19 protein-coding genes are annotated in these 21799 nt (G+C 63.2%); 10 read left to right on the top strand and 9 right to left on the bottom strand.

Annotated elements, in window-relative coordinates:
* Positions 1 to 17: 17 nt before the first annotated feature.
* The 4 genes from ARUE_RS06300 to ARUE_RS06285 all read right to left on the bottom strand — a co-directional run bounded on the left by ARUE_RS06300 (position 18) and on the right by ARUE_RS06285 (position 3665).
* Positions 18 to 1238 (bottom strand): L,D-transpeptidase, encoded by a 1221-nt coding sequence (locus ARUE_RS06300; RefSeq protein ID WP_238324555.1) that lies wholly within the window; start codon positions 1236 to 1238, stop codon positions 18 to 20.
* A 140-nt stretch (positions 1239 to 1378) separates the two neighbouring features.
* Positions 1379 to 2857, bottom strand: a complete 1479-nt coding sequence (ahcY, locus tag ARUE_RS06295) for an adenosylhomocysteinase (protein WP_011774045.1) — start codon at positions 2855 to 2857, stop codon at positions 1379 to 1381.
* A gap of 45 nt (positions 2858 to 2902) precedes the next feature.
* The gene (locus tag ARUE_RS06290; RefSeq protein ID WP_011774044.1) at positions 2903 to 3121 is read right to left on the bottom strand and encodes a Trm112 family protein; all 219 of its coding nucleotides are present in this window, start codon (positions 3119 to 3121) and stop codon (positions 2903 to 2905) included.
* Positions 3122 to 3266: 145 nt separating this feature from the next.
* Complete coding sequence (locus ARUE_RS06285; RefSeq protein ID WP_011774043.1) at positions 3267 to 3665, bottom strand: DUF3499 domain-containing protein; 399 nt, start codon at positions 3663 to 3665, stop codon at positions 3267 to 3269.
* A 120-nt stretch (positions 3666 to 3785) separates the two neighbouring features.
* Here ARUE_RS06285 and ARUE_RS06280 point away from each other — a divergent pair, with 120 nt between their 5' ends.
* Positions 3786 to 4304: a metallopeptidase family protein gene (locus ARUE_RS06280; RefSeq protein WP_011774042.1), complete on the top strand. Its 519-nt coding sequence runs from the start codon at positions 3786 to 3788 to the stop codon at positions 4302 to 4304.
* A 5-nt stretch (positions 4305 to 4309) separates the two neighbouring features.
* Here ARUE_RS06280 and ARUE_RS06275 read toward each other — a convergent pair whose 3' ends face one another.
* The 3 genes from ARUE_RS06275 to ARUE_RS23680 are packed head-to-tail and all read right to left on the bottom strand — an operon-like array spanning position 4310 to position 9871.
* A complete protein-coding gene (locus ARUE_RS06275) occupies positions 4310 to 5965 on the bottom strand; it encodes a DUF5719 family protein (RefSeq protein WP_014921118.1) in 1656 nt (551 codons plus the stop codon).
* A complete protein-coding gene (locus ARUE_RS06270; RefSeq protein WP_014921117.1) occupies positions 5958 to 9317 on the bottom strand; it encodes a glycosyltransferase family 2 protein in 3360 nt (1119 codons plus the stop codon). Before ARUE_RS06270 ends, ARUE_RS06275 begins: the two co-directional genes overlap by 8 nt.
* A gap of 11 nt (positions 9318 to 9328) precedes the next feature.
* A complete protein-coding gene (locus ARUE_RS23680) occupies positions 9329 to 9871 on the bottom strand; it encodes a WhiB family transcriptional regulator (protein WP_014921116.1) in 543 nt (180 codons plus the stop codon).
* 377 nt (positions 9872 to 10248) lie between these two features.
* Between ARUE_RS23680 and ARUE_RS06260 the strand changes: the two genes are divergently transcribed.
* Complete coding sequence (locus ARUE_RS06260; protein WP_011774038.1) at positions 10249 to 10944, top strand: TIGR03089 family protein; 696 nt, start codon at positions 10249 to 10251, stop codon at positions 10942 to 10944.
* 16 nt (positions 10945 to 10960) lie between these two features.
* Here ARUE_RS06260 and ARUE_RS06255 read toward each other — a convergent pair whose 3' ends face one another.
* Entirely contained in the window at positions 10961 to 11530 is a 570-nt protein-coding gene (locus tag ARUE_RS06255; RefSeq protein ID WP_011774037.1) for a GtrA family protein, read from the bottom strand.
* Between the two features lie 202 nt (positions 11531 to 11732).
* On the opposite strand from ARUE_RS06255, the gene ARUE_RS06250 reads away from it, so the two are divergent.
* Genes ARUE_RS06250 through ARUE_RS06230 form a run of 5 tightly spaced genes read left to right on the top strand, consistent with a single transcriptional unit; the run spans position 11733 to position 17357 of the window.
* Complete coding sequence (locus ARUE_RS06250) at positions 11733 to 12920, top strand: 5-(carboxyamino)imidazole ribonucleotide synthase (protein ID WP_014921115.1); 1188 nt, start codon at positions 11733 to 11735, stop codon at positions 12918 to 12920.
* Positions 12917 to 13480, top strand: coding sequence for a 5-(carboxyamino)imidazole ribonucleotide mutase (gene purE, locus ARUE_RS06245; protein WP_011774035.1), 564 nt, complete (start codon positions 12917 to 12919; stop codon positions 13478 to 13480). The genes ARUE_RS06250 and purE overlap by 4 nt, the downstream gene beginning before the upstream one ends.
* Positions 13481 to 13494: 14 nt before the next feature.
* On the top strand, positions 13495 to 15117 hold the full coding sequence (locus tag ARUE_RS06240; protein WP_014921114.1) for an LCP family protein: 1623 nt from the start codon (positions 13495 to 13497) through the stop codon (positions 15115 to 15117).
* Between the two features lie 50 nt (positions 15118 to 15167).
* Positions 15168 to 16418, top strand: coding sequence for a mannose-6-phosphate isomerase, class I (gene manA, locus ARUE_RS06235; protein WP_014921113.1), 1251 nt, complete (start codon positions 15168 to 15170; stop codon positions 16416 to 16418).
* A gap of 3 nt (positions 16419 to 16421) precedes the next feature.
* Positions 16422 to 17357, top strand: coding sequence for a lipid II:glycine glycyltransferase FemX (locus ARUE_RS06230; protein WP_011774032.1), 936 nt, complete (start codon positions 16422 to 16424; stop codon positions 17355 to 17357).
* 300 nt (positions 17358 to 17657) lie between these two features.
* On the opposite strand, the gene glpX is transcribed toward ARUE_RS06230, so the two are convergent.
* Positions 17658 to 18680, bottom strand: coding sequence for a class II fructose-bisphosphatase (gene glpX / locus ARUE_RS06225; RefSeq protein ID WP_011774031.1), 1023 nt, complete (start codon positions 18678 to 18680; stop codon positions 17658 to 17660).
* A 200-nt stretch (positions 18681 to 18880) separates the two neighbouring features.
* On the opposite strand from glpX, the gene ARUE_RS06220 reads away from it, so the two are divergent.
* The 3 genes from ARUE_RS06220 (at position 18881) to ARUE_RS06210 (ending at position 21782) form a co-directional block, all read left to right on the top strand.
* Positions 18881 to 19582 carry a DUF4245 domain-containing protein gene (locus ARUE_RS06220; RefSeq protein WP_238324547.1) on the top strand — a complete coding sequence of 234 codons (702 nt, stop codon included), beginning with the start codon at positions 18881 to 18883 and terminating at the stop codon, positions 19580 to 19582.
* A gap of 70 nt (positions 19583 to 19652) precedes the next feature.
* Positions 19653 to 20267 (top strand): carbonic anhydrase, encoded by a 615-nt coding sequence (locus ARUE_RS06215; RefSeq protein ID WP_011774029.1) that lies wholly within the window; start codon positions 19653 to 19655, stop codon positions 20265 to 20267.
* 87 nt (positions 20268 to 20354) lie between these two features.
* On the top strand, positions 20355 to 21782 hold the full coding sequence (locus ARUE_RS06210) for a class II fumarate hydratase (protein ID WP_011774028.1): 1428 nt from the start codon (positions 20355 to 20357) through the stop codon (positions 21780 to 21782).
* The last annotated feature ends 17 nt before the right edge of the window (positions 21783 to 21799 follow it).

The raw sequence follows: 21799 nt of genomic DNA, 5'->3' as shown, positions 1-21799 counted from the left end.
CAATCGTAACTGCGGGACTACCGCTGAGCGTAGCTCGCCCAGGGAATGTTCCAGTCGCCGAAGCCCTCCAGCGGTTCAACTGCCGGTGCGCCGGTGTTGAGGACCTGGACCACGTCACCGGTCTTCATGTTGTTGAAGAACCATGCAGCATCCGCCGGCAGCAGGCCCACACAGCCGTGCGAGACGTTGGCCACTCCAATGGAGCTCCATGCCGCTTCAAGAGCTTGGTGGACGTACACGCCGGACCACGTCAGCCGGTTGGCGTATTCCACCACCAGGGGCGGGTAGTAGCCTTTGTCGCCCGGCTTCAGGCCGATGGTCCCGGCGTTGAAGTTGGAGTGGCGTTCTTGCTCCATGATCACCGCGTACCCGGTAGGCGAAAGCCAGTCCTCCCCACCCAGGGATACGGGGGCAGTGTGAACCAGCTGGCCATCGAAGTACACGTTCATTGTCTTGGTGATGTCGTCCACCACGGCCACACGCTGGGGTCCGGTGGTGAACGTTGAGACTACGTCGGCGTTGCCGATCATGTTGTTCCCGAAGTCCACGCCCAAAAGCTTCATGTCTACGGTGACGGTGGTACCGGACACCCAGAAAGCCTCCGGCCGGATCCTGGCCTTCTTGTCCGAATACCAGTGCCATGCCACGGGCTGGCCGGAGGAAACGGTGATGGCGACGCGCTTTTCCATTGCCGCCTTGTCCACAACGGGCTCACTGAAGTTAATTTCAATGGGCTGCCCGGAGCCGGCCGTGGTGCCGTTGCGGGGGTAGATGGATGCGTCGGCCTCGTATGCCGCGGAAACCGTGGTGAAGGTCTGTGACTTCCTGGTCTCTTTCCCCGCAGTATCAACCACGGTGAAGGAGTAGCTGTATTGGGTTTTGAACTTCAGGACTTCCAGGGTGGTCCAAGTGCTGCCATCGGGGCTGGTCTGGCCTTGCACAGGTGCCCCGCCGCTAACCGGCGCCAGCACAACGTCCTTCAGCTTGCCGTTGATTGCTTTGATCTGGGGACCAACAACAGGGTTCCATTCCACAGCGCCATCGAGCGGGGTGATACCGAGCTCTACGGGTTTGGCTTCCACGGTGGGAGTGGGCGACGGCGCTACAGCGGCGTCCTGCGTGAAACCTGCAAGCAGCCCGGGCACCGTGACGACGCCAATTCCGCCCACCACAATAGCTGCGCAGACTCCCATGATGGCAAGGATCTTGCCCTTTTTCCGTTTGGCGACTTCCGTCATGGTTCCCGTCATCCTGTCCCCCGCAAGCGTTACCGAACACCCAATTCTAGCGGAAAGGCCGGACACGCTGGTCGCGTGTCCGGCCTTTCACCATCGATTTGGGTACCGCAGATGCGGGCCCAGCTTCGTACTAGTGCAGCCTAGTAGCGGTAATGCTCTGGCTTGTACGGCCCCGCGACATCCAGGTCGAGGTAGTCCGCCTGGTCCTTGCTCAGTTCCGTGAGCTCCACACCCAGAGCATCCAAGTGAAGGCGTGCAACCTTCTCGTCCAGGATCTTGGGCAGGACGTAGACCTGCTTCTGATACTCGCGCTCACCGGCGGGCTGGTCCTTCTTGGTCCAGAGCTCGATCTGCGCGATGGTCTGGTTGGCGAAAGAGTTGCTCATCACGAACGACGGGTGGCCGGTGGCGTTGCCCAAGTTGAGCAACCTGCCCTCGGACAGCACAATGATGGACCGTTCGGAAGCGGTGCCGGCCTCGAAGACCCACTCGTGGACCTGCGGCTTGATCTCAACCTTCTTGACGCCCGCAATTTTGGCAAGCCCGGCGATGTCGATCTCATTGTCGAAGTGGCCAATGTTTCCAACGATCGCCTTGTTCTTCATGCCCAGCATGTGCTCGGCCATGATGACGTCCTTGTTGCCCGTGGTGGTGATGAAGATGTCACCCTGGGCGAGTACTGTCTCCAGCTTGGCAACCTGATAACCGTCCATCGCGGCCTGCAGAGCACAGATGGGGTCGATCTCCGTGACGATGACACGCGAGCCCTGGCCCCGCAGCGCCTCAGCCGCGCCCTTGCCGACGTCGCCATAACCACAGACGACGGCCACCTTGCCGCCCATAAGGACGTCCGTGGCCCTATTGATGCCGTCCGGCAGGGAGTGGCGGATGCCGTACTTGTTGTCGAACTTGCTCTTGGTGACGGAGTCGTTGACGTTGATGGCCGGGAACAGCAGCTTGCCCTGTTCCGCCAGCTGGTACAGACGGTGCACGCCGGTGGTGGTTTCCTCGGTGACCCCTTCGATGCGGGCGGCCAGGCGGGTCCACTTCTGCGGATCCGCGGCAAGGGTCCTGCGAAGGAGATCCAGGATGAGGACGTACTCCTCCGGATCATCCTCGGTGGCGGTGGGCACGGCGCCTGCGGCTTCGAATTCCACGCCCTTGTGCAGCAGCAGCGTGGCGTCGCCGCCGTCGTCGAGAATCATGTTGGGACCCAACTCCGGGTTGGTGTCCGCACCAGGCCACGTGAGAATCTGCTCAGCAGTCCACCAGTATTCCTCAAGGGTTTCGCCCTTCCAGGCGAAAACCGGAACACCCAGCGGGTTCTCCGGAGTGCCCTTGCCGACGACGACGGCGGCAGCGGCTTCGTCCTGGGTGGAGAAGATGTTGCAGGAAGCCCATCGAACTTCCGCGCCCAAGGCAGTGAGGGTTTCGATGAGCACTGCAGTTTGGACCGTCATGTGCAGGGACCCGGCGATGCGCGCACCCTTGAGGGGCTGCGAGGCACCGAACTCTGCCCGGAGCGACATGAGGCCCGGCATTTCGTGCTCGGCGAGGCGGATCTGGTGGCGGCCGGCCTCCGCAAGAGTGATATCAGCCACTTTGAAGTCGAAAGTCATGGAAGTCCTTAGGGGTACCGTGCGGAATTGATGAAAGAAAGCGTGTCAGGCCTTGGAATCGTGCTGGCCCGAGGTTGCCGCGTTGGCTGCGGCCAGCAGTTCAGGAGGCAGGAGCAGCGGGATGCCGTCCTCAATGGAGTAGCGGAGCTTTTCGCCGTCCGCAGCGGCATCGGTGGAAACCAACTCATCGCCCTCTTGGACCAGCGGTGAACCCGTCACGGGGCAGCGCAGGATGGACAACAGTTCAGGACTGACCTTTGGCATGAATGATGCTCCCTGGATGGCGCCGGCTAGGCGCCGCTGGCGGATATATCTGCAGATTCCAGACTACCGCGCAGGGAGATCCTGTTTTGATGCGAACGACGAATTGCGTCCGAGGCCCAAGCATGGTGCCGCTGCAACGGCCCGGCTAGGACGGTTCGCGGAGGATACGCAAATGTCCTCGGCGGGTGCCTTCGGTACCAGCGGGCGGTTCCATGTGGGGGTGGCTGTGCCGGGCCGGGGTTTCACTGGGGGCCGAAGCCGCCTCCCGGACCGCGTTGGCAAGCGCCAGCAAATCATCCGGGCCGGGCTCCTGCGGTGTGGTGGGCATAGCCAGGCGCAGGACTTCCCATCCACGCGGAACCGTGAGGGACTCTGCGTGTTGCGAGCAAAGATCGTACGCATGCGGTTCCGCGTACGTGGCCAGAGGACCCAGGACTGCGGTGGACTCTGCGTACACGTACGTCAAAGTGGCCACCGCGGACTGGCGGCAGGCTGATCTTGAACATTGACGAATGGCACCCACAACATCCCAGATTAGCGCCATTCTGCACGCACATTGCGCATTGCCCGCCCGCGCCCCGCTAACTCCCTGCAGTAACAACCGACGCGGCGCGCTCCGGGCCATGAGGTCGCGTTGACGGTTCCTCGGGACTAAAGTCGATATATGCAGTCACAGCCACATGTTCCCGGGTTCACTATCCGGTGGACTGACGCCGATGGCGATCAGTCCGAGGAACACGCCGGTTCGGAAGCGCGGGGTTTCCGGCGACGCCGGCGTAACCGGCACGGACGGGGACTGCGCGGAGAACTGATGCTCCCGAACCTTCCCGGCTTCCGCACCCGCTCAGAGCGCTTCGACGACATGGTGCTGGACTCCGCGGAGCGGCTCCAGGACATGTGGGGCAAACAGCTGGACGGCGTCCTCTTTGCGGTGGACGAAATCCCACCCAACCTTGAGCAACTCGTCGCTACGGGAAACACTGCCCCCATGGGTTCCTATACGCCCGGTGGCCGCGGCGAGGCACCCATGATCACCGTTTACCGTCGAGTGGTTGAGCAGGGCGCTTCCACGCGCGAGGAACTGCAGGACCTGGTCCATGACGTCGTGGTGGAGTACACCGCAGAGATGCTCGGCGTGCCGCCGGAGACGCTGGATCCGGTCTACCGGCGTCGATACCAATAACGTCGCTAGTAGCCCACCGAAACGGGGACCTTCTCAAGTCCCGCCGCCGCGTCCTGAATCGCCACGACTGAGACGTCTGTCCGTCCTTGCCTTCCTAGTACCAAGGCGCCGTACACCGGATCACCGGAAGCGGACACCACGTAGCCCGCCACAGCCGAACCGCCGGATTTGTCCGGAAGCTCGATCAGGGAGGTGGTCCCGCCGGACATGTCCACGTCAACGGCCTTGCCGACTTTTCCGTCGGCGGTCACCGGAGCGTAAGTGACAGTGCCGCGCCCCTCGGGGACACCAAAGCTCAAGGACCGCTGGCCGTCCCGGGGAACAGCCACCAGGTGCTGGCTGCCGAGACGGGCCGATGACGGTGACCAGGCGAAGTCCGTCGGCTCCTCCGCTTTGGCGCCGCGGATTAGCCTGGTTGATGCCAGGAACGAAACATCGGAGCTGGCGCTGACCGTATAACTGCCGGCCGGAACACCGTCAAGGTTAAGGGTGGCCACAGTTCCGCCTTTGACCGTCACCACTCCCCCATTGGGAATCTTGCGTTCACCGTTGGCGCCATAAAGGCTCACTTGCACAACGGCATCGGTGGATCCGGGTACTGCGATCTGGAGAGCCGGTACGGCGTCCGCGAAGCCTGACTTGCCGGCCAGCGCCTTGATGGCCGCCGGGTCCTGGATGTCCACTCCGGACATCACCTGCAGGTTGGACGGCCCCGTACCCGGCGAAAGGTACTCCACACCACCTGGAGCGATTCCACGCAACACGCTCTGCTGGATGGTGGAGGCAACCGGGCCGCCCGTGCTGCGCACGTGCACTGCGAGTTGCGATTCACCCGGTGCGAGTCCAGCGAGGTTCACCGAGCGGGTGGTTCCGGGAGCCACCAAGAGACCGCGGGCTCCGGGAGCCTGGATCTGCCCTTCGTGTCCATACAGGTCAAGGTTTACCGTGGCCGGCGTCTCGGAGGCGTTGCTCACGTTCAGGACAGCTGTCCGGCCCACGGCAGTATTGGCTCCCAAGAGCCATGCGTCGTTGCCCGGTGCCTGGCATTGGGTTGACGCGAGGCCACGGAGATCGCCGTCCGAGGCTGAGTAGCTAAGGTTGGCAGCCAAGGATGCTTGTTCGTTTCCAAGGGCCTCGGCGCCCACCACTGCCGGAGAATTCACGGGGCTGATGGACGCCACACCGGCCGCCAGTACTGGCGGCCCAACTGTAGGCGTCGGCGTGGTGGCAGGAGCTTTGGCGATCTCGGCCACCGTCTCGCCATCCAGAGATGTCACGTTACTCCCGGGCACCGTTCCGGCCGGGTTGCTGAGCACCACAGCGTTCAGGGCACTGGCAGCAGTGGTGGACACCGGGCTGAAGTCCGCGTCGGTTCCCACCACGGTTCCATTCACAAGCCTCGCTGGTTCGGGACAGACACCCAGGGCTCGGCCCGCGGGTACATCAGCCTGGCGGATGTCCATGGTGGTCCCGCCGGAAGGTTCGGGCACCATGGACGTCGCCGCCACTGCGCCTCCGCCTGCCGCAAGGATGACCACTGCTGACAGCACGCCGGTGATGATTCCCTTGTTGGAGCTCCGGGATGTGGAACCCCGCGTGGCGGAGCTCCGGGACGTGGAACCCCGCGTGTCGCCGGACACGTTTTTCTGGTCCTCAGACACTGCTGTACTCCTTACGGAGGGACACTTCGTCCCTCGACATGCCGGTTCGGCTGCGGCGTGCGGGCATCGGAACGGCCAACAGGACCGTCAATCCAATCACCACAGCCTGCAGAATTCCGAACCACAGGGCCCAAGGGTTGTTGTAGCGGATTTCAAGGTCGCCGCCGCTCGCCGGTAGCTCAAAGGCCTGTGACCATCCGGATGTTGTGGCCTGCAGTTGGCGGCCATTCATCCAGGCGCTCCAGCCGGGATCGGACCGTTCGGCCAGGACCACCTTCCGGCCCTCCTCGCCCGATGGCACAGTGGCATCCACGGTCACATCTTCGGATGGCAGGGCGCTCATGAGAGCGCCTTGGGAGTCCACGATGCGTACCCGGTGGGTAGTGTCGGCGGCAGTAGCCGCTGGCTGGTTCCGCGGCGTCACACGCCACAGCCACCCGGCGTCGGTCTGGCCGACAGCCACGAGTCCGGAGACGGCGTCGATCCTGCTGGCCGTCAGCTGCGCGGCGTTGTCCGCAGCCTTGAGGACCACGAAGCCGGCGCCGAGTTGTTCAAGGTCAGCGCGGGGGTCCACGCCCGTGCCCGCCACGATGGTGGCCACGGCCCTGCGGAGGGAGGCAGTGGCAGCGTCATCGGCCGCAATTTCCTCGCGTCCAGGTGCACCAATGATGGTCCGCGCCGAGGCAATGGTGGACAAGCTGTCCAGCGTGGTCCCGGCTCCACGCATTAGCGAAGTGGAGTAGGCGCCGTGCTCACCACTGGTGATGACCAGCGTTCGCGTTCGTTCGGGTCCCTGGCCACGGTCGACGGCGGTGGCCGGCAACGTGCCCGCGTCCACCGGCCATACGTGGCGGCTGGCCCCAAGGGACGGCACCTGTTCGGCAGCCTTGGGCGCCGCAATGGCGCCGGCAGTCGGTGTGGGCTGAAGAACATTCTGGGCAGCCCATGCGGTCATTCCTGCAAGAGGGCCCACGACCAGCAGCGTAATGGCCACGGTCGAAGAAATGCGCCGCACTGGAAGGTGACGCCGTGATGCTTGCGGTGTCCGTCGCGGTGCAGCGAAAAGCTTCTCGGCTCCGAGAATGGCAGCGCCCAGCAGCAATATGCCCGCCGCCGATACGGCCGGGCCTGTGAAAGGCCCAACAATCACGTTGTTGTTGACGCCTGTAGCCACATGACCCACCAGCCAACCGCTGGCAAGGGTAGCCAAAGCCACCAACCAGAACACCCGGGCCAGCCCTGCGCGCTTACCCGGCAAGAACAACGCGGCAATGGCAAGGATCAGGACTGGTGCGATGACGAGCAGAGCCAGCAACAGGGCCCAAGGCACAGCGCCAGGACCGAAGAACGCCAAACCGGTCAAGCCGCCGTCGATATCGAAGGCCAGCGGCTGGCCGAGAAGCTGCTGCCACAACGGCGCTGCCTCAAACGTCAACGGCAATCCGGGATCGGCGAGCAACGAGCGCGGCCTGTCCAGAACGGATACTACGTAGGGCAGGAACAACGCGACCGTTGGCAGCAGCGCCCACCACAGTGTTTTGCCACGCTGCCCGAGGACCACCGCAGCCAGGATCACCGCAACGACGATGGGACCCAACAACGACGGCGCAGAGGCGGTGACTACGGCCATGGCAAGACCTGCGGCAGCTGCAGCAGTCCACGATGGTGTTCCGTTGATGCCCGGCTTGCCTACTATCGGGGCCGGACGACGGCTGCGTTGGGTTCCGGTGAAGGCGGGCCCTTGGGCCACGGCCGATCCCGAGGCGCGCAACAGCGCCAAGAGCAGCAACGGCATCATCACGTGCGCCACGACGGCGCCGGCACGGCCCTCGTTGATCGCGATCAGGAGTGCGGGAGCACCGGTCCACGCCATAGCGGCCGCAATCCGGAACCGGCGTTTGGTAGTCAGCGCGCCGGCCGCGAACCATGCGCCCAAGGCGGACAGGGGCATTGCAAGTATCAGCAGCCACACCATCGCGGCGTTGCCGTCGCCGCCTCCAAAGAGGGAGAGCAGCCACAGCACATAGCCGAAAGGGTCGCCGTGTCCGGGCAGGCCTGCGCCCAGGGAGATCCACCAAGTTGACGCATTGGCCCAGATATCTCCCGGTGACGCCGAAAGAGGGATAAGCCCACCACCGGCAACGGTGCCTGAGCGGAGCAGCCCCAGCAGTCCCACGAGTGCTGCGGCCAAGGCGATCAGCGCGGCCGCGACGGCACCTGTGCCCACCCAGCCACGTTCGTTGGTGGCCAGCGCTGCGAAGTCATCCGAAGCATCCCCGCTGGGTTCCGGGGCTAAAAGGTCGGAGACGGCCGGGGTTTCGTCGGCCGGGCGGATCGCTTCCAACAACGATCGCCTGTTGGCACGCACCTCCCGCGTGGGCGTCTGCAGGCCTCGGACAACCGACCTGTGCACGCGTCGCGTCCTCGCCGCAACGCGGCGGCCCCTGGCGATGGCCATGGGCCGGACGAGGGCGGCGATGGTGGCGGTGAACTGCGAGATACCGTATCCCGGTTCTTTGACCAGGATGCTCAACACCAGGCGGATAACCGCACCGAACAAGGCGCCCATGGCTTGGAACGGCACGTTCCACCAAGGCGTGTGCTTGAGCCGCAGATGGATCTGGGCTCTACGTGCCGCAGAGGAGGTGCCCAAACCATGTGGGCGGTGCTCCACATGGAACATGCGCGCACTGGGGACTACCACTACGCGGTTGCCCGCAAGCCAGTTGCGCCAGCAGAAGTCAACGTCATCGCCGCTTCCGGGCAAGGCGGGGTCAAAGCCCTGCAGCAGCTCCCAGACGTCGCGGCGGATCAACATTCCTGCTGAGTTCACGGCGAAAGTGTCGCTGCGGGCATCGTATTGCCCCTGATCCACTTCGTCGGCGTCGATCAAGGTGAGGCGTTCGGCCCAGCGGCTCGTTGAAAGTCCCACATCCACCAGGTGCCGCTCGTTGTCCCAGCCGAGCTGCTTGCAGCCCGCCACAGTAACCGAGGGGGCGCGTTCCACCGCATGGAGAAGCTCCGCCAAGGCATCAGGCGCAGGCGCGGCGTCGTCATGAAGGAGCCAGATCCATTGGACGGCGTCTGCTTCCCTGGCGTCGCTGCCGGCGGTGGGCGCGAGCTCTTGGAGGCCAGCGTGAACAGCTGCCCCGAAACCTGACTTCGCGTGCTGGAACGAGGTGACGTTGCGCTGGCCGAGGGCCTCGCGAAGCAACTCCAGCGAGTTATCCGTGGAACCTGTATCAATGCCAATGGCGGCATCTGCCGAACGCGTCTGGTCCGTCAGTGCCGCCAGTGTCCTGGGCAGATAGTTGCCGCCGTCGTGGGAAACCACGACGGCGGTAACGTGCACTTCCTTGAGAATTAGACCGCTCGCTTCCTTAGCCGACGACGTTCCCGCTCAGAGAGTCCGCCCCAAATTCCGAACCGCTCGTCATTGGCAAGAGCGTATTCCAAGCACTGCGAGCGGACGTTGCACGCCCCGCAGACCTTCTTGGCGTCCCGTGTGGATCCACCCTTTTCGGGGAAGAAAGCCTCGGGATCAGTCTGTGCGCAGAGTGCGTCAGTCTGCCAGCCGAGTTCGCCTTCGTCGTCGAAGTCCCCCTGGGGCAGGCCGATCCACACGGGTTGCCCCGGAGTTTCAAGCGGACGACGCAGCTCCATGGGAGGGTCGTCAAGATCTTCGTCCGGCCCAGCGGGCAGGTCACCGATCAATGCCTCATGTGCGGCCAGGAGGGCAGTTGCCTGATCCTCCAAAGACTGCTGCACATTCTGGTTATATCGGTCTGCCGCTTCCGGGTCCGCCGGGTCTACGTACCAATCCCCCGGTACTTCCCGCGAACGGTATTTCACCGACGCATGTTCTGCGACGACTGCATCTTCCTGGATACGCAACGCTTGCCCCATGGCGTCCCTCCTGATTTTGCAGCTGCTGCTTGGATGTGTTTCCGATTCCCGGTGGCGTTCCGGGTTTCTGTGCAGCGGCGTTGATTACTAATTACACGCGTGTAACTACCCGCCAGTCAAGCCGCGCCGGGATAATAATCAAGAACCTGTGGAAACGTGGGATGCGCCACGCCCAACATTTTGCCTCTGGTCGCCGCGTGTCGTGCCGGCAAATGGAAGCCTTGAATCGGTTCGGGTGAACTTTCACTGAATTCCCGCGGAAATTCGTCCCGGACAAGGCACGCACCCCAACGATTGGAAATACTGAGTGTGTTGCATTTCACAATTGCGGCGCTAAGCCCAAGGACGTCAAGGAACCACCGTGGCAAGATTGACGCATGAGCATCCCGGCAGCGAACCTGATGACAGCCCTGCGATCCGGTCATTCAACGTCACCACGACTCACGTGGTACGGCCCCGACTCCGAGCGTGTTGAGCTCTCAGGTCGCGTCCTGGATAACTGGGTAGCCAAGACCAGCAACCTGTTGCAGGACGAACTGGACGCCGAGCCTGGAACGTCCATCAGGCTGGACCTCCCGGCGCACTGGAAATCCTTCGTCTGGGCCCTGGCTGCGTGGCAACTGGGAATGGAGGTGGTCTTTGACGACACCTCTGCGGATCTCCTGGCGACGGACAAGCCCGACGACGGCGCCGGGGCCGGCTTCGGCGCGATCGTTGCGGTGCCGCTGGCGGCACTTGCGATGCGCTGGCCCGGGGAGCTGCCTCCCGGCGTCGTGGACTACGCGGCTGAAGTCCGCTCCCACGGCGACGTCTTCATGGCACACAACGAACCCGAAGCGAGCTTGCCCGCCGTGCGCGGGACTGCAGGCCTCACCCATGAAGAACTCATTGACGGCTTTGCTGCCGCGCAGGACACAGGTGTCCGCCTGCTGGTACGCGCGGCCGACGGCCTGGAGTCATGCCTGGCAGCATCCTTGGGCGCCTGGAAAGAAGACGGCTCCGTGGTCTTGGTACATCCGGACCTCGACGTGACCGAGCACCTGCTGGAGAACGAGCGCGTCAGCCGTTCCTAGCCTGCGGGGTTTACTGTCAGACGTTCTTGATGGACGGAACCTCGCCGGTTGCCGGGCCTGCAGCGCCGGCTTCGCTTGGACCCTTGGGCTTGTGGTGGAGGTCCAGAAGCTCATGGTCGTGAGAGAACTCGGGCTCGGCATCCAGCTCTTCGTTGAAGACCCAGAATCGGTAGGCGAAGAAGCGGAAGATGGTGCCCAGGACCAGGCCGACTACGCTCCCCGCGATGAACAGCGACGGCTTGTCATTCAGCTCCAAAATGTATTTGGCGAACCACACGCATCCGGAGGCAATCAGGAGCCCGATGACGTTCATGACGCCAAACAACACTGCTTCACGAACCACATTGGCTTGCTTGCGGTGACGGAACGTCCAGAACCGGTTGGCAACCCACGAGAACACACTTGCCACGATCGTCGCAATAGCCTTCGCCCAGACTTCGCTGCCGTGCATCGGGCCCGAAAAGAGCCAAATAAAGACAGCCGAGTCAATGACAAAGGCAACACCGCCGACGGCGCCGAATTTGGCCACCTCGCGCCAAAAAAGCGAGGCAAGTCCGCGGATGCGATCTGCAAGTGTGGTGATCATGACCCTCCATGGCCGTTGAAAAATGGGCCGATGGGCCAAAGCCATTTTAGCGCCGATTTCCAAGCGTCGCCTCGTAAAAGGCTGTGAGAACGCCGATACTGCACCCGGTTCACCTGTTGGCAGGCGACTTCTCCTCCTGTAAATGGCTTCGAAAGAGCGGCAGAATCAGTGATCCCGCTGCCGGTTCGGTAGGCTGAACCTTGTGACTTTTCCAGTAATTGGCGTTGTTGGCGGCGGCCAGCTCGCACGAATGATGGCTCCGCCCGCTACCGCCCTGGGCTTCGAACTGCGTGTTTTGGCCGAGGGTGAGGACGTTTCTGCCGTGGCAGCAGTGGCCACTGCGCCTATCGGCGACTACAAGGACTTGGACGCTCTTCTGGAGTTCTCCAAGGGCCTGGACGTCATGACCTTTGATCACGAACACGTTCCCACGCAACACCTGCAGGCCCTGCTCGATGCCGGCGTCAACGTCCAGCCAGGCCCCGATGCCTTGGTGAACGCCCAGGACAAGCTGGTGATGAGGGCTGCCATTGACCGCTTGGGACTCCCGAACCCGGAATGGTCAGCGGTCAACACCGTTGACGAGCTCGTGGCTTTTGGCGAGAGGATCGGCTGGCCCGTCGTCTTGAAGACGCCCCGCGGCGGCTACGACGGCAAGGGAGTCAGGATGGTTGATTCCGCGGACGACGCCCTGGAAACCGCCGACTGGTTCCAGGCCATGAGCCCCCTGCTGGCCGAAGCCAAGGTGGACTTCAGCCGCGAACTTTCCGCCCTGGTTGCGCGCAGTCCCAGTGGCGAATCCCGTGCCTGGCCGGTTGTCCACACCATCCAGGTGGACGGAGTTTGCGACGAAGTGATCGCACCTGCCCAAAACATTTCTGTTGAAGTGGCTGCCGCCGCCGAAGAGGCCGCGCTGCGTATCGCCAACGAACTCGGCGTCACCGGCGTCATGGCCGCAGAGCTGTTCGAAACTCCGGGAGTCGGAGTGGGCTTCCTCATCAACGAACTTGCCATGCGCCCGCACAACACCGGTCACTGGACACAGGACGGCTCCATCACCAGCCAGTTCGAGCAGCACCTGCGCGCCGTCTTGGACCTCCCGCTGGGCGCCACCGATGCTTTGGCCCCGGTGGTGGTCATGAAGAACTTCCTGGGCGGCGACAACCAGGATCTCTTCAAAGCCTTCCCCATGGCGTTGGCCTTCGAACCCGCGGCCAAGGTCCACTCCTACGGCAAGTCCGTCCGTCCGGGCCGCAAAATCGGCCACGTGAACCTCGTTGGCAGTTCGGTTTCGGACGTGGACTCCGTCCGTCAGCGCGCCACCGCCGTGGCCAACATCATCCGCGACGGCCGCAAGCCGGAGCAGACCACCCTTGAGGAGACTGCATGACTTCGACAACAACAGCCCCGCTCGTTGGGCTCGTGATGGGTTCGGATTCCGATTGGCCGGTCATGGAGGCCGCCGCGGACGCCTTGGCCGAGTTCGGCATCCCCTTTGAGGCGGACGTCGTTTCAGCGCACCGCATGCCCACTGAGATGATCCGCTACGGCCAGACGGCCCACGAACGCGGGCTCCGCGTCATCATTGCCGGAGCGGGCGGCGCAGCCCACCTTCCCGGCATGCTGGCTTCCGTCACGCCCCTTCCCGTCATCGGCGTCCCGGTCCCCCTGAAAACATTGGACGGCATGGACTCCCTGCTGTCCATCGTGCAAATGCCTGCCGGCGTTCCCGTGGCCACTGTGTCCATCGCAGGCGCCCGCAACGCAGGACTCCTTGCCGTTCGCATCCTCGCTTCGGGAACCGACGACCTCGCTTCGAAGCTTCGCGCTGACCTCCTCACCTTCGCCCAGGAGCTGAACGACGTGGCCACCAAGAAGGGCGAAAACCTGCGCCACAAAGTGGAAGAGGTCTTCTCTCCCGCCAACGCCTCTGCCCGGAGCTCCCGCTAGGAAGGCAGCGGTTGATGACCATGCACAAGACTCCGAGTCAGCCCGGTTCCGCCCTGACTGATCCCGTCCGCTATCCGACCGGTGCAAGCGCTCCGGTGCGGACCAAACGCGCCTTCGTGCTGGTCCTCCTCACCCTTTTCGTTCCCGGCAGCGCACAAATCGTTGCCGGGGACCGCAAACTTGGCCGCATCGCCTTGCGGGTCACCATCACGGTATGGGCTCTTGCCCTCCTCACGCTGTTCATAGCCTTGGTGAACCGGACAATGCTGCTCAGCATTGTCACCCACCCTGTGGGCTCGTTGTTCATCATCGTCATCCTTGTGGCGTTGGCCTTGGGCTGGGCCTTCCTGTTCCTCAATACCCTGAGAATCATCAGGCCCGCACTCCTGGCACCGGGAATGCGGCCCATCATCGCTGTCGTCCTGGCGGTAACCACTGTCCTTGCCAGCGGATCGCTGGGCTATCTCGCCTACGTCCTGAACGTGAGCCGCAATGCGATCGGCAGCATCTTCAATGCCGGCCCCGCCATAGATCCTGTGGACGGCCGGTACAACTTCCTCATGATGGGCGGCGACGCCGGAGACGACAGGACAGGCCGTCGCCCGGACAGCCTCTCGGTCATCAGCGTCGACGCGAAAACGGGTGAGAGCGCCATCATCTCCGTCCCCCGCAACCTTCAAAACGCGCAGTTCAGCGAGGGCTCGCCGATGCGCGAGGTCTATCCGGACGGCTACAACTGCGGCGACGAGTGCCTCATCAACGCCGTCAACACCGAGGTCACCAACAACTACCAGAACCTCTACCCAGGGGTTGCCGATCCCGGCGCGCAGGCCACGCTCGAAGCCGTGTCCGGCACGTTGGGCATCACCGTCCAGGCATATGTCCTGGTTGACATGGACGGTTTCGCCAAACTCATCGATGCCATGGGCGGGATCCGCATCAAGGCCGGCGGCTGGGTACCCATCAGTGGTCCCGTCACTGACGAGGCCAACGGAATTCACGGGATGCCGGATGGCTGGATCGCGGCCGGCGACCAGCACTTGAACGGCTTCCAAGCCCTTTGGTACGGACGTTCCCGCGAATTCGTGGATGACTACGCCCGGATCGCGCGTCAGCAGTGCGTCCAGCAGGCCATGCTCAAGCAGCTGGATCCTGCCACCCTCCTCACCAAGTTTGAGGACATCGCCAACGCCGGCACCAAGGTGGTCGACTCCAATATCTCGTCCAACCAGCTGGGCAGCTTTGTGGACCTCGCCTTGAAGTCCAAGAACCAGCCCATCAAGCGCCTCACCATCGGGCCTCCGGACTTTGACGCGTCCTTCTCCACGGTTCCTGACTTTGACGTGATCCATTCCAAGGTCCAGGAAGTCCTGGCGTCGTCCAACACCCCCAAGGCGAGTGACGCCGTCGTTTCGTACGATGGAGCCGCTGCCGGAGCGGTCATGGCCGCTGGCCCGGTTGCCGGATCCGTTCCCGCGGGTCAGCTGCCGTCGCCGTCGGCCGATTTCACACCTGTGACCACCACGCCCGACGGCACCCCGATCACCATCGAGTTGCTGAATGGCCTCAAGGCCCAAGGCGATGAGCAAGGTATCCGTGACCTCGTGGCCACCAACGGACAGTGCGCCCCGCTGTAAGCTGCCTTCCGCCCACCCCACGTTCAGCGCAACGATAAGGACCTTCTTTCGTGTATCAGATTGAGAATGTTTTGCGACCCTATGCGTGGGGTTCGACGACGGCGATCGCCGGGTTGCTGGGTCGTCCGGCATCAGGTGGGCCCGAAGCCGAAATGTGGATCGGAGCCCACCCGGACTCTCCCTCCACAGCCATCCATCCCAATGGGGTTACTCAGCCACTGGATGCCTTGATCGCCTCCGATCCCCTGCGCTGCCTGGGTTCGGAAAGCATCGCCGAGTTCGGAGCACGGCTGCCGTTCCTCACCAAGCTCCTGGCCGCCGAGCAGCCGTTGTCCTTGCAAGTGCACCCCAGCCTGGACCAGGCACGGGAAGGATTCGCACGGGAGAATGCAGCCGGGATCCCGGCCGATGCCGCGGACCGCAACTACCGCGATGACAACCACAAACCGGAGATGATTTTCGCCCTGACTCCGTTCAAGGCACTGTGCGGTTTCCGTTCGCCGGCTGCGTCCAAAGACATTTTTGAGCACCTGGCCCATGTCCTTGATTCGGCAGCAGTCGATGCTCCCGATGTCATTAACGGTGTCATCACGGACCTCAGCCAGCCCGATGAGTCCGCAGCCCTGAAGGCTGCCTTCGGCCGGCTGATCCAGGGTGGCAGCGACGTCTCCGACGTGATCCATGAGGTAGTTGCGGTCCTATCCGCGGGCGCACCGTTGGAGCCGCACCGCGAAGCCCTCACCGCGATGCTGGACATCAACGAGGCCTTCCCCGGAGATCCGGGCGTCCTCATTTCCCTCCTTCTCAACCACCTGTCCTTGGAGCCCGGCGACGTGGTTTACCTGCCTGCCGGCAACATCCACGCCTACCTCCATGGATTGGGCGTGGAGGTCATGGCGTCCTCGGACAATGTGCTCCGCGGAGGGCTCACGCCCAAGTACGTGGACGTCCCGGAGCTGCTGAAGACTGTGCGCTTCGAAGCACTGGGTGTGCCGCGCGTCGAGGCCAGCGGGACGGAATTCGGGCAGGAACTGTACCGCCCGCCGTTTAGGGAGTTCCAGCTCCAGCGTATTGAGCTTGCCCCGGGCGCCGAGCCGGTGCCGCTGGCACAAAACGGGCCTGCCGTCGTCGTGGTGGTGTCCGGTTCGGTGCTGCTGGACTCTCCCAAGAGCGACCTCCGCTTGCAACGGGGCACCGCCGCGTTCGTCCCCGACATCGAGGCACCCGTGAACGTCCACCCCGTGCAAGGCGCCACGGACACGAGTGTTGCCTTTGCAGTGACCACCGGTCTGGGGAACTGATCCATGGAGTTTTTCCTGCAAACGCCCGCATGGGCGGCTGTCCAGCGTTCCCTGGGACGCCGTGTCCATGAGCAATCCGGGCCCGGTTGGAGTTTCCTCGCCATTGAGGAGAAGAACCCTGCCGGCAAGGTGATTTACGCTCCCTACGGCCCCGTGGCGGAGTCCGTGGAAGCTTTCGACGCCGCCACTGCGGCCCTGGTGAGGCTGGCCAAGGACCAGCATGCGGTGTTCGTGCGGATGGAGCCCGCTGCGGCAGGGTTTACAGCGTCCGACGCCGATGCTCTCCTTCGTGCCCGCGGCTTGCAGCCGGCGCCGGTCAACCAGCAGCCGGAGCTTAGCTGGATCGTTGATCTTGAGGGTGACTTCAAGGATGTCCTGGCCGGTATGAAACCGACCAACAGGAACCTCTACCGGAACATCCATAAGAAGGGCGTGACATTCCGCGCCTCCCAGGATCCCGCCGATATCTCGGTGCTCCTGCATTTCCTCCACCTGACAGCTGCCCGGAACGGCTTCAAGCCCCAAAGCGACGAGTACCTTACCCAGGTGGCCGCCTCGCTGCTGCCCAACGGTGCTGGAACACTGTTTATTGCGGAGCTTGAGGGCGAACCGATCGCTGCTGCCTTCGCCTATGACTCTGCTGATACCCGCGTGTACGCCCACGCAGCCTTGGATGACACCCACCGAAAACTCAGTGCAGGAATCCCCCTCCTGGTGACCTTGATGGCTGACGCCAAGGAAAAGGGACTCAAACACGTGGACCTCTGGGGCGTGGCACCCGAAGACCAGCCGGACCACAAATGGGCGGGCTTCACCGCATTTAAGAAGTCATTCGGAGGCCGCGAAGTCTCCTACCCTGGCACATGGGACCTGCCGGTCAACAAGCTCCGCTACGGTGCATACCAACTGGCACGGAAACTCCGCGACAAACTGCGCTAAGCCTTTTCCCGCGATCCACCTGTACCTCCACCACCCACTTTGAGCCGGGGGCACTCTGACACGCCGTGCATCAAGGCATGTCGGCAGGGTTCCCAAATCAAAGTTGGTGGTGAAGGCACACCTCGCGCTCTGCCCTACCCACCCCACAACAGCGCGAAGCCCGAAGACCGCGGCACCATCGCATCCGGACAGCGAAAAGCGCCCTCTCGCGTCAGCGGCATCAAATCGACGAGGTACGAGGAGATAGCCGCAGAGCGATAGGGCGCTTTTCGCGTCAAAGACGCGACAGCAACGGGGTGGTTACGGCTTGCGCGCGTATGTCTCCCATTTGGATGCGTGGTGCTCGGCCTCTACGAAGCGGACCGTGCCGGACTTGGAGCGCATCACGATGGACTGCGTCATGACGCGGTCCTTCTGGTAGCGCACGCCGTGGAGAAGATCTCCGTCGGTGATACCGGTTGCTGCGAAGTAGCAGTTGTCGGAGGTGACGAGGTCGTTGGTGGACAGGACGCGGTCGAGGTCGTGTCCGGCGTCGATGGCCTTCTGCTTCTCTTCGTCCGACGTCGGCCACAGGCGGCCTTGGATGACACCGCCGAGCGACTTGATGGCACAGGCTGCAACGATGCCTTCCGGCGTGCCGCCGATGCCCATGAGGGCGTCAACGCCGGTGCCGGAGCGTGCTGCTGCGATGGCGCCGGCCACGTCGCCGTCCATGATGAACTTGGTGCGGGCACCGGCTTCGCGGATTTCTTCCACGAGCGGACGGTGGCGGTCGCGGTCCAGGATCATGACGTTGAGCTGGTTGACCTTGACGCCCTTGGCCTTGGCGATGAGGTGCAGGTTTTGCTTGACGGGCAGGCGCAGGTCCACCATGTCGGCGGCTTCGGGGCCGGTGACGAGCTTCTCCATGTAGAACACGGCGGAGGGGTCGAACATGGATCCGCGCTCAGCAACTGCCAGAACTGCGAGGGCGTTGTTGATGCCGAGGGCGGTCAGGCGGGTTCCGTCGATGGGGTCGACGGCGACGTCGCACTCGGGACCGGTGCCGTCACCAACCTGCTCGCCGTTGAACAGCATGGGGGCTTCATCTTTTTCGCCTTCACCGATGACCACAACGCCGTTGAAGTGGACGGTGTGAAGGAACGAACGCATGGCGTCGACGGCGGCGCCGTCTGCCTTGTTTTTGTCGCCGAAACCTACCCAGTGGCCACCGGCAATTGCCGCGGCTTCGGTGACACGGACGAGTTCAAGCGCAAGGTTGCGGTCGGGTTCGTCGATGCCGACGGCGAGCGACGGCGAAATCGTGGAATACTGCTGGGTCATTGGTGCAGGAGACACTTGAACCTCTTCTTCGAGTGACGATTCACGGGACCGGACATGGTTGCACGGGGCAACCCGGGGTTCCTCTATCAACGATCATAGTCGCCGCGTGGTCAGTGAGTCGTTGGATGACCACGCGGCGCTATACCGGCGGTGAGGTTGCCGGATGTGTGTTGCCCGCTGGGATAAGGGATCATGGAGGGGTGAGTGAAACGCAGGACAAGCCCGCAGCGGAGAACCAATCTGACGCTGCAGCGGCCAAGCAAAACGATGCCCAGGCAGCCCCGGATGCCCCCTACAAACCCGTCATCGCGGCGAAAGCCGCCAAGCGGGCCAACGCTTCGGTCATCGGCATGGTCATTGCGCTGCTTGTCTGTGTGCTGGCTTTCCTCCCCATCGTGTTGATGAACCCGGCTCCCAAAGGTGAGGGTTTCAGGCCCGATGTTGATGTAGCGGCCATCGCCCGCAATGCCACAGGTGTGGCAGGATTCACACCGGTCACCCCGGATACGGGCGACACATTCAAGCCCAACTACGCGCGCTGGGAGTCCGGTACCGGAAGCGGGGTTCCTACGTGGGAGATCGGTTTCCTGACTCCCAAGGAAAACTTCATTGGCCTCACCCAGACCAACCAGGCGAACGCTACGTGGGTTCTGCAGCAGACGGAGAACCTTCCTGTCACCGGCACCCGCAGCGCGGGCGGCCAGGAATGGGAGCTGAGGGACTCCGGCAAGGAAAAGCGCGCCATGGTCTTGGAGTACCGGGGTACCACGCTCATCCTGAGCGGCACCGCAAACCTGGATGAGTTCGCAACGCTGGCGGCTGCGGTGGTTAAGTCCGCAGAGCAGGCTCCACCTGCAAGCGCACCGGCTACTGCGTCTCCTTCCGCGCAGCCGTCCGCCTGACTCCGGTTCTCCGACTTATGAGGCGCAACAGTTTCACAGACTGCCGTGTGCGCGTCGTAAAGTAAGGCTCGTGCCTACTTACCTGACTCCAGCCTTGGCGTGGCGCCGTCTCCGCGAAGGCAACGAACGTTTTGTTTCCGGCGAATCCCTGCACCCCAACCAGGATGCTTCGCGACGATCTTCACTCATTGAGAATCAAAATCCTTTTGCCGTGATCTTCGGATGCTCGGATTCACGGCTCGCTGCAGAAATCATTTTTGACCTGGGCCTCGGTGACGCCTTCGTGGTGCGCACCGCCGGACAGGTCATTGACGACGCGGTTCTGGGTTCCCTCGAGTACAGCATCAGCGAACTCCGGGTTCCGCTGATTGTCATCCTCGGCCATGACAGCTGTGGTGCCGTGAAGGCCACCAAGGCCGCCGTGGAAACGGGTGAAATGCCTCCGGGTTTCATCCGCGACCTCGTGGAGCGCATCACTCCCTCCGTCCTGACGGCCAAGCGCAACAGCCAGGAAGACGTCAACGACATGGTGGTGGAGCACGTCAAGCAGACGGCCGCCCGTCTTGCTGACAGCTCGCGTGTGATTTCCGACGCCATCGACGACGGCCGCGTTGCCGTCATCGGCCTGTCGTACAAACTCGATGAGGGCCGCGCGGCCCTCGTTTCCGGGATCGGCAAGCTCTAGGAAGCCGTGCTCCGGCCTCAGCGCCGGAGCACGTAGCACTCTCCGCCGGGTTTTCTGTGAGGCGTCCAATCGCCATAAGCTAGCCCCATGACTTCCACCACTGAGTTCCGTATTGAACATGACACGATGGGCGAAGTTCGCGTCCCCGTGAACGCCCTGTACCGCGCCCAGACGCAGCGTGCTGTGGAGAACTTCCCGATCTCCGGCAAGACGCTTGAGCGCACACACATTGAGGCCCTGGCCCGCGTGAAGAAGGCCGCCGCACTGGCGAACGCCGAACTGGGGGTGCTCGATGGTGAGCTCGCCGAGGCTATCGCCGCCGCTGCCGATGAGGTTGCCACCGGTAAGTACGACGGCGACTTCCCGATTGACGTTTTCCAGACCGGCTCGGGCACTTCTTCCAACATGAACACCAACGAGGTCATCGCCGAGCTTGCATCGCGCGCCCTCGCGGCCGCCGGGAGCGACAAAGTTGTCCACCCGAACGACCATGTGAACGCTTCGCAGTCTTCCAACGATGTGTTCCCGACCTCCGTGCACGTTGCCGCCACCTCGGCCCTGATCAACGACCTGATCCCGGCGCTGGAGTACCTTGCAGCTTCCCTGGACCGGAAGGCCGTGGAGTTCAAGGACGTCGTCAAGTCCGGACGTACCCACCTCATGGACGCCACCCCGGTAATGCTCGGCCAGGAGTTCGGCGGTTACGCTGCCCAGGTCCGCTACGGCATCGAGCGAATCAACGCAGCACTCCCCCGCGTTGCCGAAGTTCCCCTGGGCGGCACCGCCGTGGGCACCGGCATCAACACCCCTGCCGGTTTCCCGGAGCGCGTCATCGAACTGCTGGCAGCTGACACCGGCCTGCCGCTGACAGAGGCACGCGACCACTTCGAGGCCCAGGCAAACCGCGACGGCCTCATCGAAGGTTCCAGCCAGCTGCGCAACATCGCGATCTCCTTCATGAAGATCAACAACGACCTCCGCTGGATGGGATCCGGCCCCAACACGGGCCTCGGCGAAATTGCCATTCCGGACCTTCAGCCGGGCTCCTCGATCATGCCGGGCAAGGTCAACCCGGTCATCTGCGAAGCGTCCATCATGGTCTGCGCCCAGGTCATCGGCAACGACACCGCCATCGCCTGGTCCGGCACCAACGGCGCGTTCGAACTCAACGTTGGCATCCCCGTCATGGCTGCCAACCTCCTCGAGTCCATCCGCCTGCTGGCCAACACCAGCCGTGTCATGGCAGACAAGATGATCGACGGCATCACCGCCAATGTGGAGCGCGCCCGCTTCCTGGCCGAGGCTTCCCCGTCCATCGTGACGCCGCTGAACAAGTTCATTGGTTACGAGAATGCCGCCAAGATCGCAAAGATCGCCGTCAAGGAAGGCCTGACCATCCGCCAAGCCACCGAGAAGCTCGGCTTCGTCGGCGAGGGCGAAGGCAAGGTTACCGAGGCCGACCTCGACAAGGCCCTTGACGTCACCACCATGACCTCCCCCGCTCACAAGAACTAATACCCAAAGCACGACGA

This window comes from Arthrobacter sp. Rue61a, assembly GCF_000294695.2.
Lineage (GTDB): Bacteria > Actinomycetota > Actinomycetes > Actinomycetales > Micrococcaceae > Arthrobacter > Arthrobacter aurescens_A.
Note: the sequence above shows the minus strand (reverse complement) of the source record. Positions and strands in the feature narration are given on the sequence as shown.

Excerpts from the sequence above, each read along its gene's own strand:
- ARUE_RS06300 (WP_238324555.1), bottom strand. The coding sequence starts at position 1,238 with ATGACGGAAGTCGCCAAACGGAAAAAGGGCAAGATCCTTGCCATCATG.
- purE (WP_011774035.1), top strand. The coding sequence starts at position 12,917 with ATGACTTCGACAACAACAGCCCCGCTCGTTGGGCTCGTGATGGGTTCG.
- ARUE_RS06230 (WP_011774032.1), top strand. The coding sequence starts at position 16,422 with ATGGAGTTTTTCCTGCAAACGCCCGCATGGGCGGCTGTCCAGCGTTCC.
- ARUE_RS06210 (WP_011774028.1), top strand. The coding sequence starts at position 20,355 with ATGACTTCCACCACTGAGTTCCGTATTGAACATGACACGATGGGCGAA.
- glpX (WP_011774031.1), bottom strand. The coding sequence starts at position 18,680 with ATGACCCAGCAGTATTCCACGATTTCGCCGTCGCTCGCCGTCGGCATC.
- ARUE_RS06240 (WP_014921114.1), top strand. The coding sequence starts at position 13,495 with ATGACCATGCACAAGACTCCGAGTCAGCCCGGTTCCGCCCTGACTGAT.
- ARUE_RS06290 (WP_011774044.1), bottom strand. The coding sequence starts at position 3,121 with ATGCCAAAGGTCAGTCCTGAACTGTTGTCCATCCTGCGCTGCCCCGTG.
- ARUE_RS06260 (WP_011774038.1), top strand. The coding sequence starts at position 10,249 with ATGAGCATCCCGGCAGCGAACCTGATGACAGCCCTGCGATCCGGTCAT.
- ARUE_RS06255 (WP_011774037.1), bottom strand. The coding sequence starts at position 11,530 with ATGATCACCACACTTGCAGATCGCATCCGCGGACTTGCCTCGCTTTTT.
- ahcY (WP_011774045.1), bottom strand. The coding sequence starts at position 2,857 with ATGACTTTCGACTTCAAAGTGGCTGATATCACTCTTGCGGAGGCCGGC.
- ARUE_RS23680 (WP_014921116.1), bottom strand. The coding sequence starts at position 9,871 with ATGGGGCAAGCGTTGCGTATCCAGGAAGATGCAGTCGTCGCAGAACAT.
- ARUE_RS06280 (WP_011774042.1), top strand. The coding sequence starts at position 3,786 with ATGCAGTCACAGCCACATGTTCCCGGGTTCACTATCCGGTGGACTGAC.
- ARUE_RS06285 (WP_011774043.1), bottom strand. The coding sequence starts at position 3,665 with ATGGCGCTAATCTGGGATGTTGTGGGTGCCATTCGTCAATGTTCAAGA.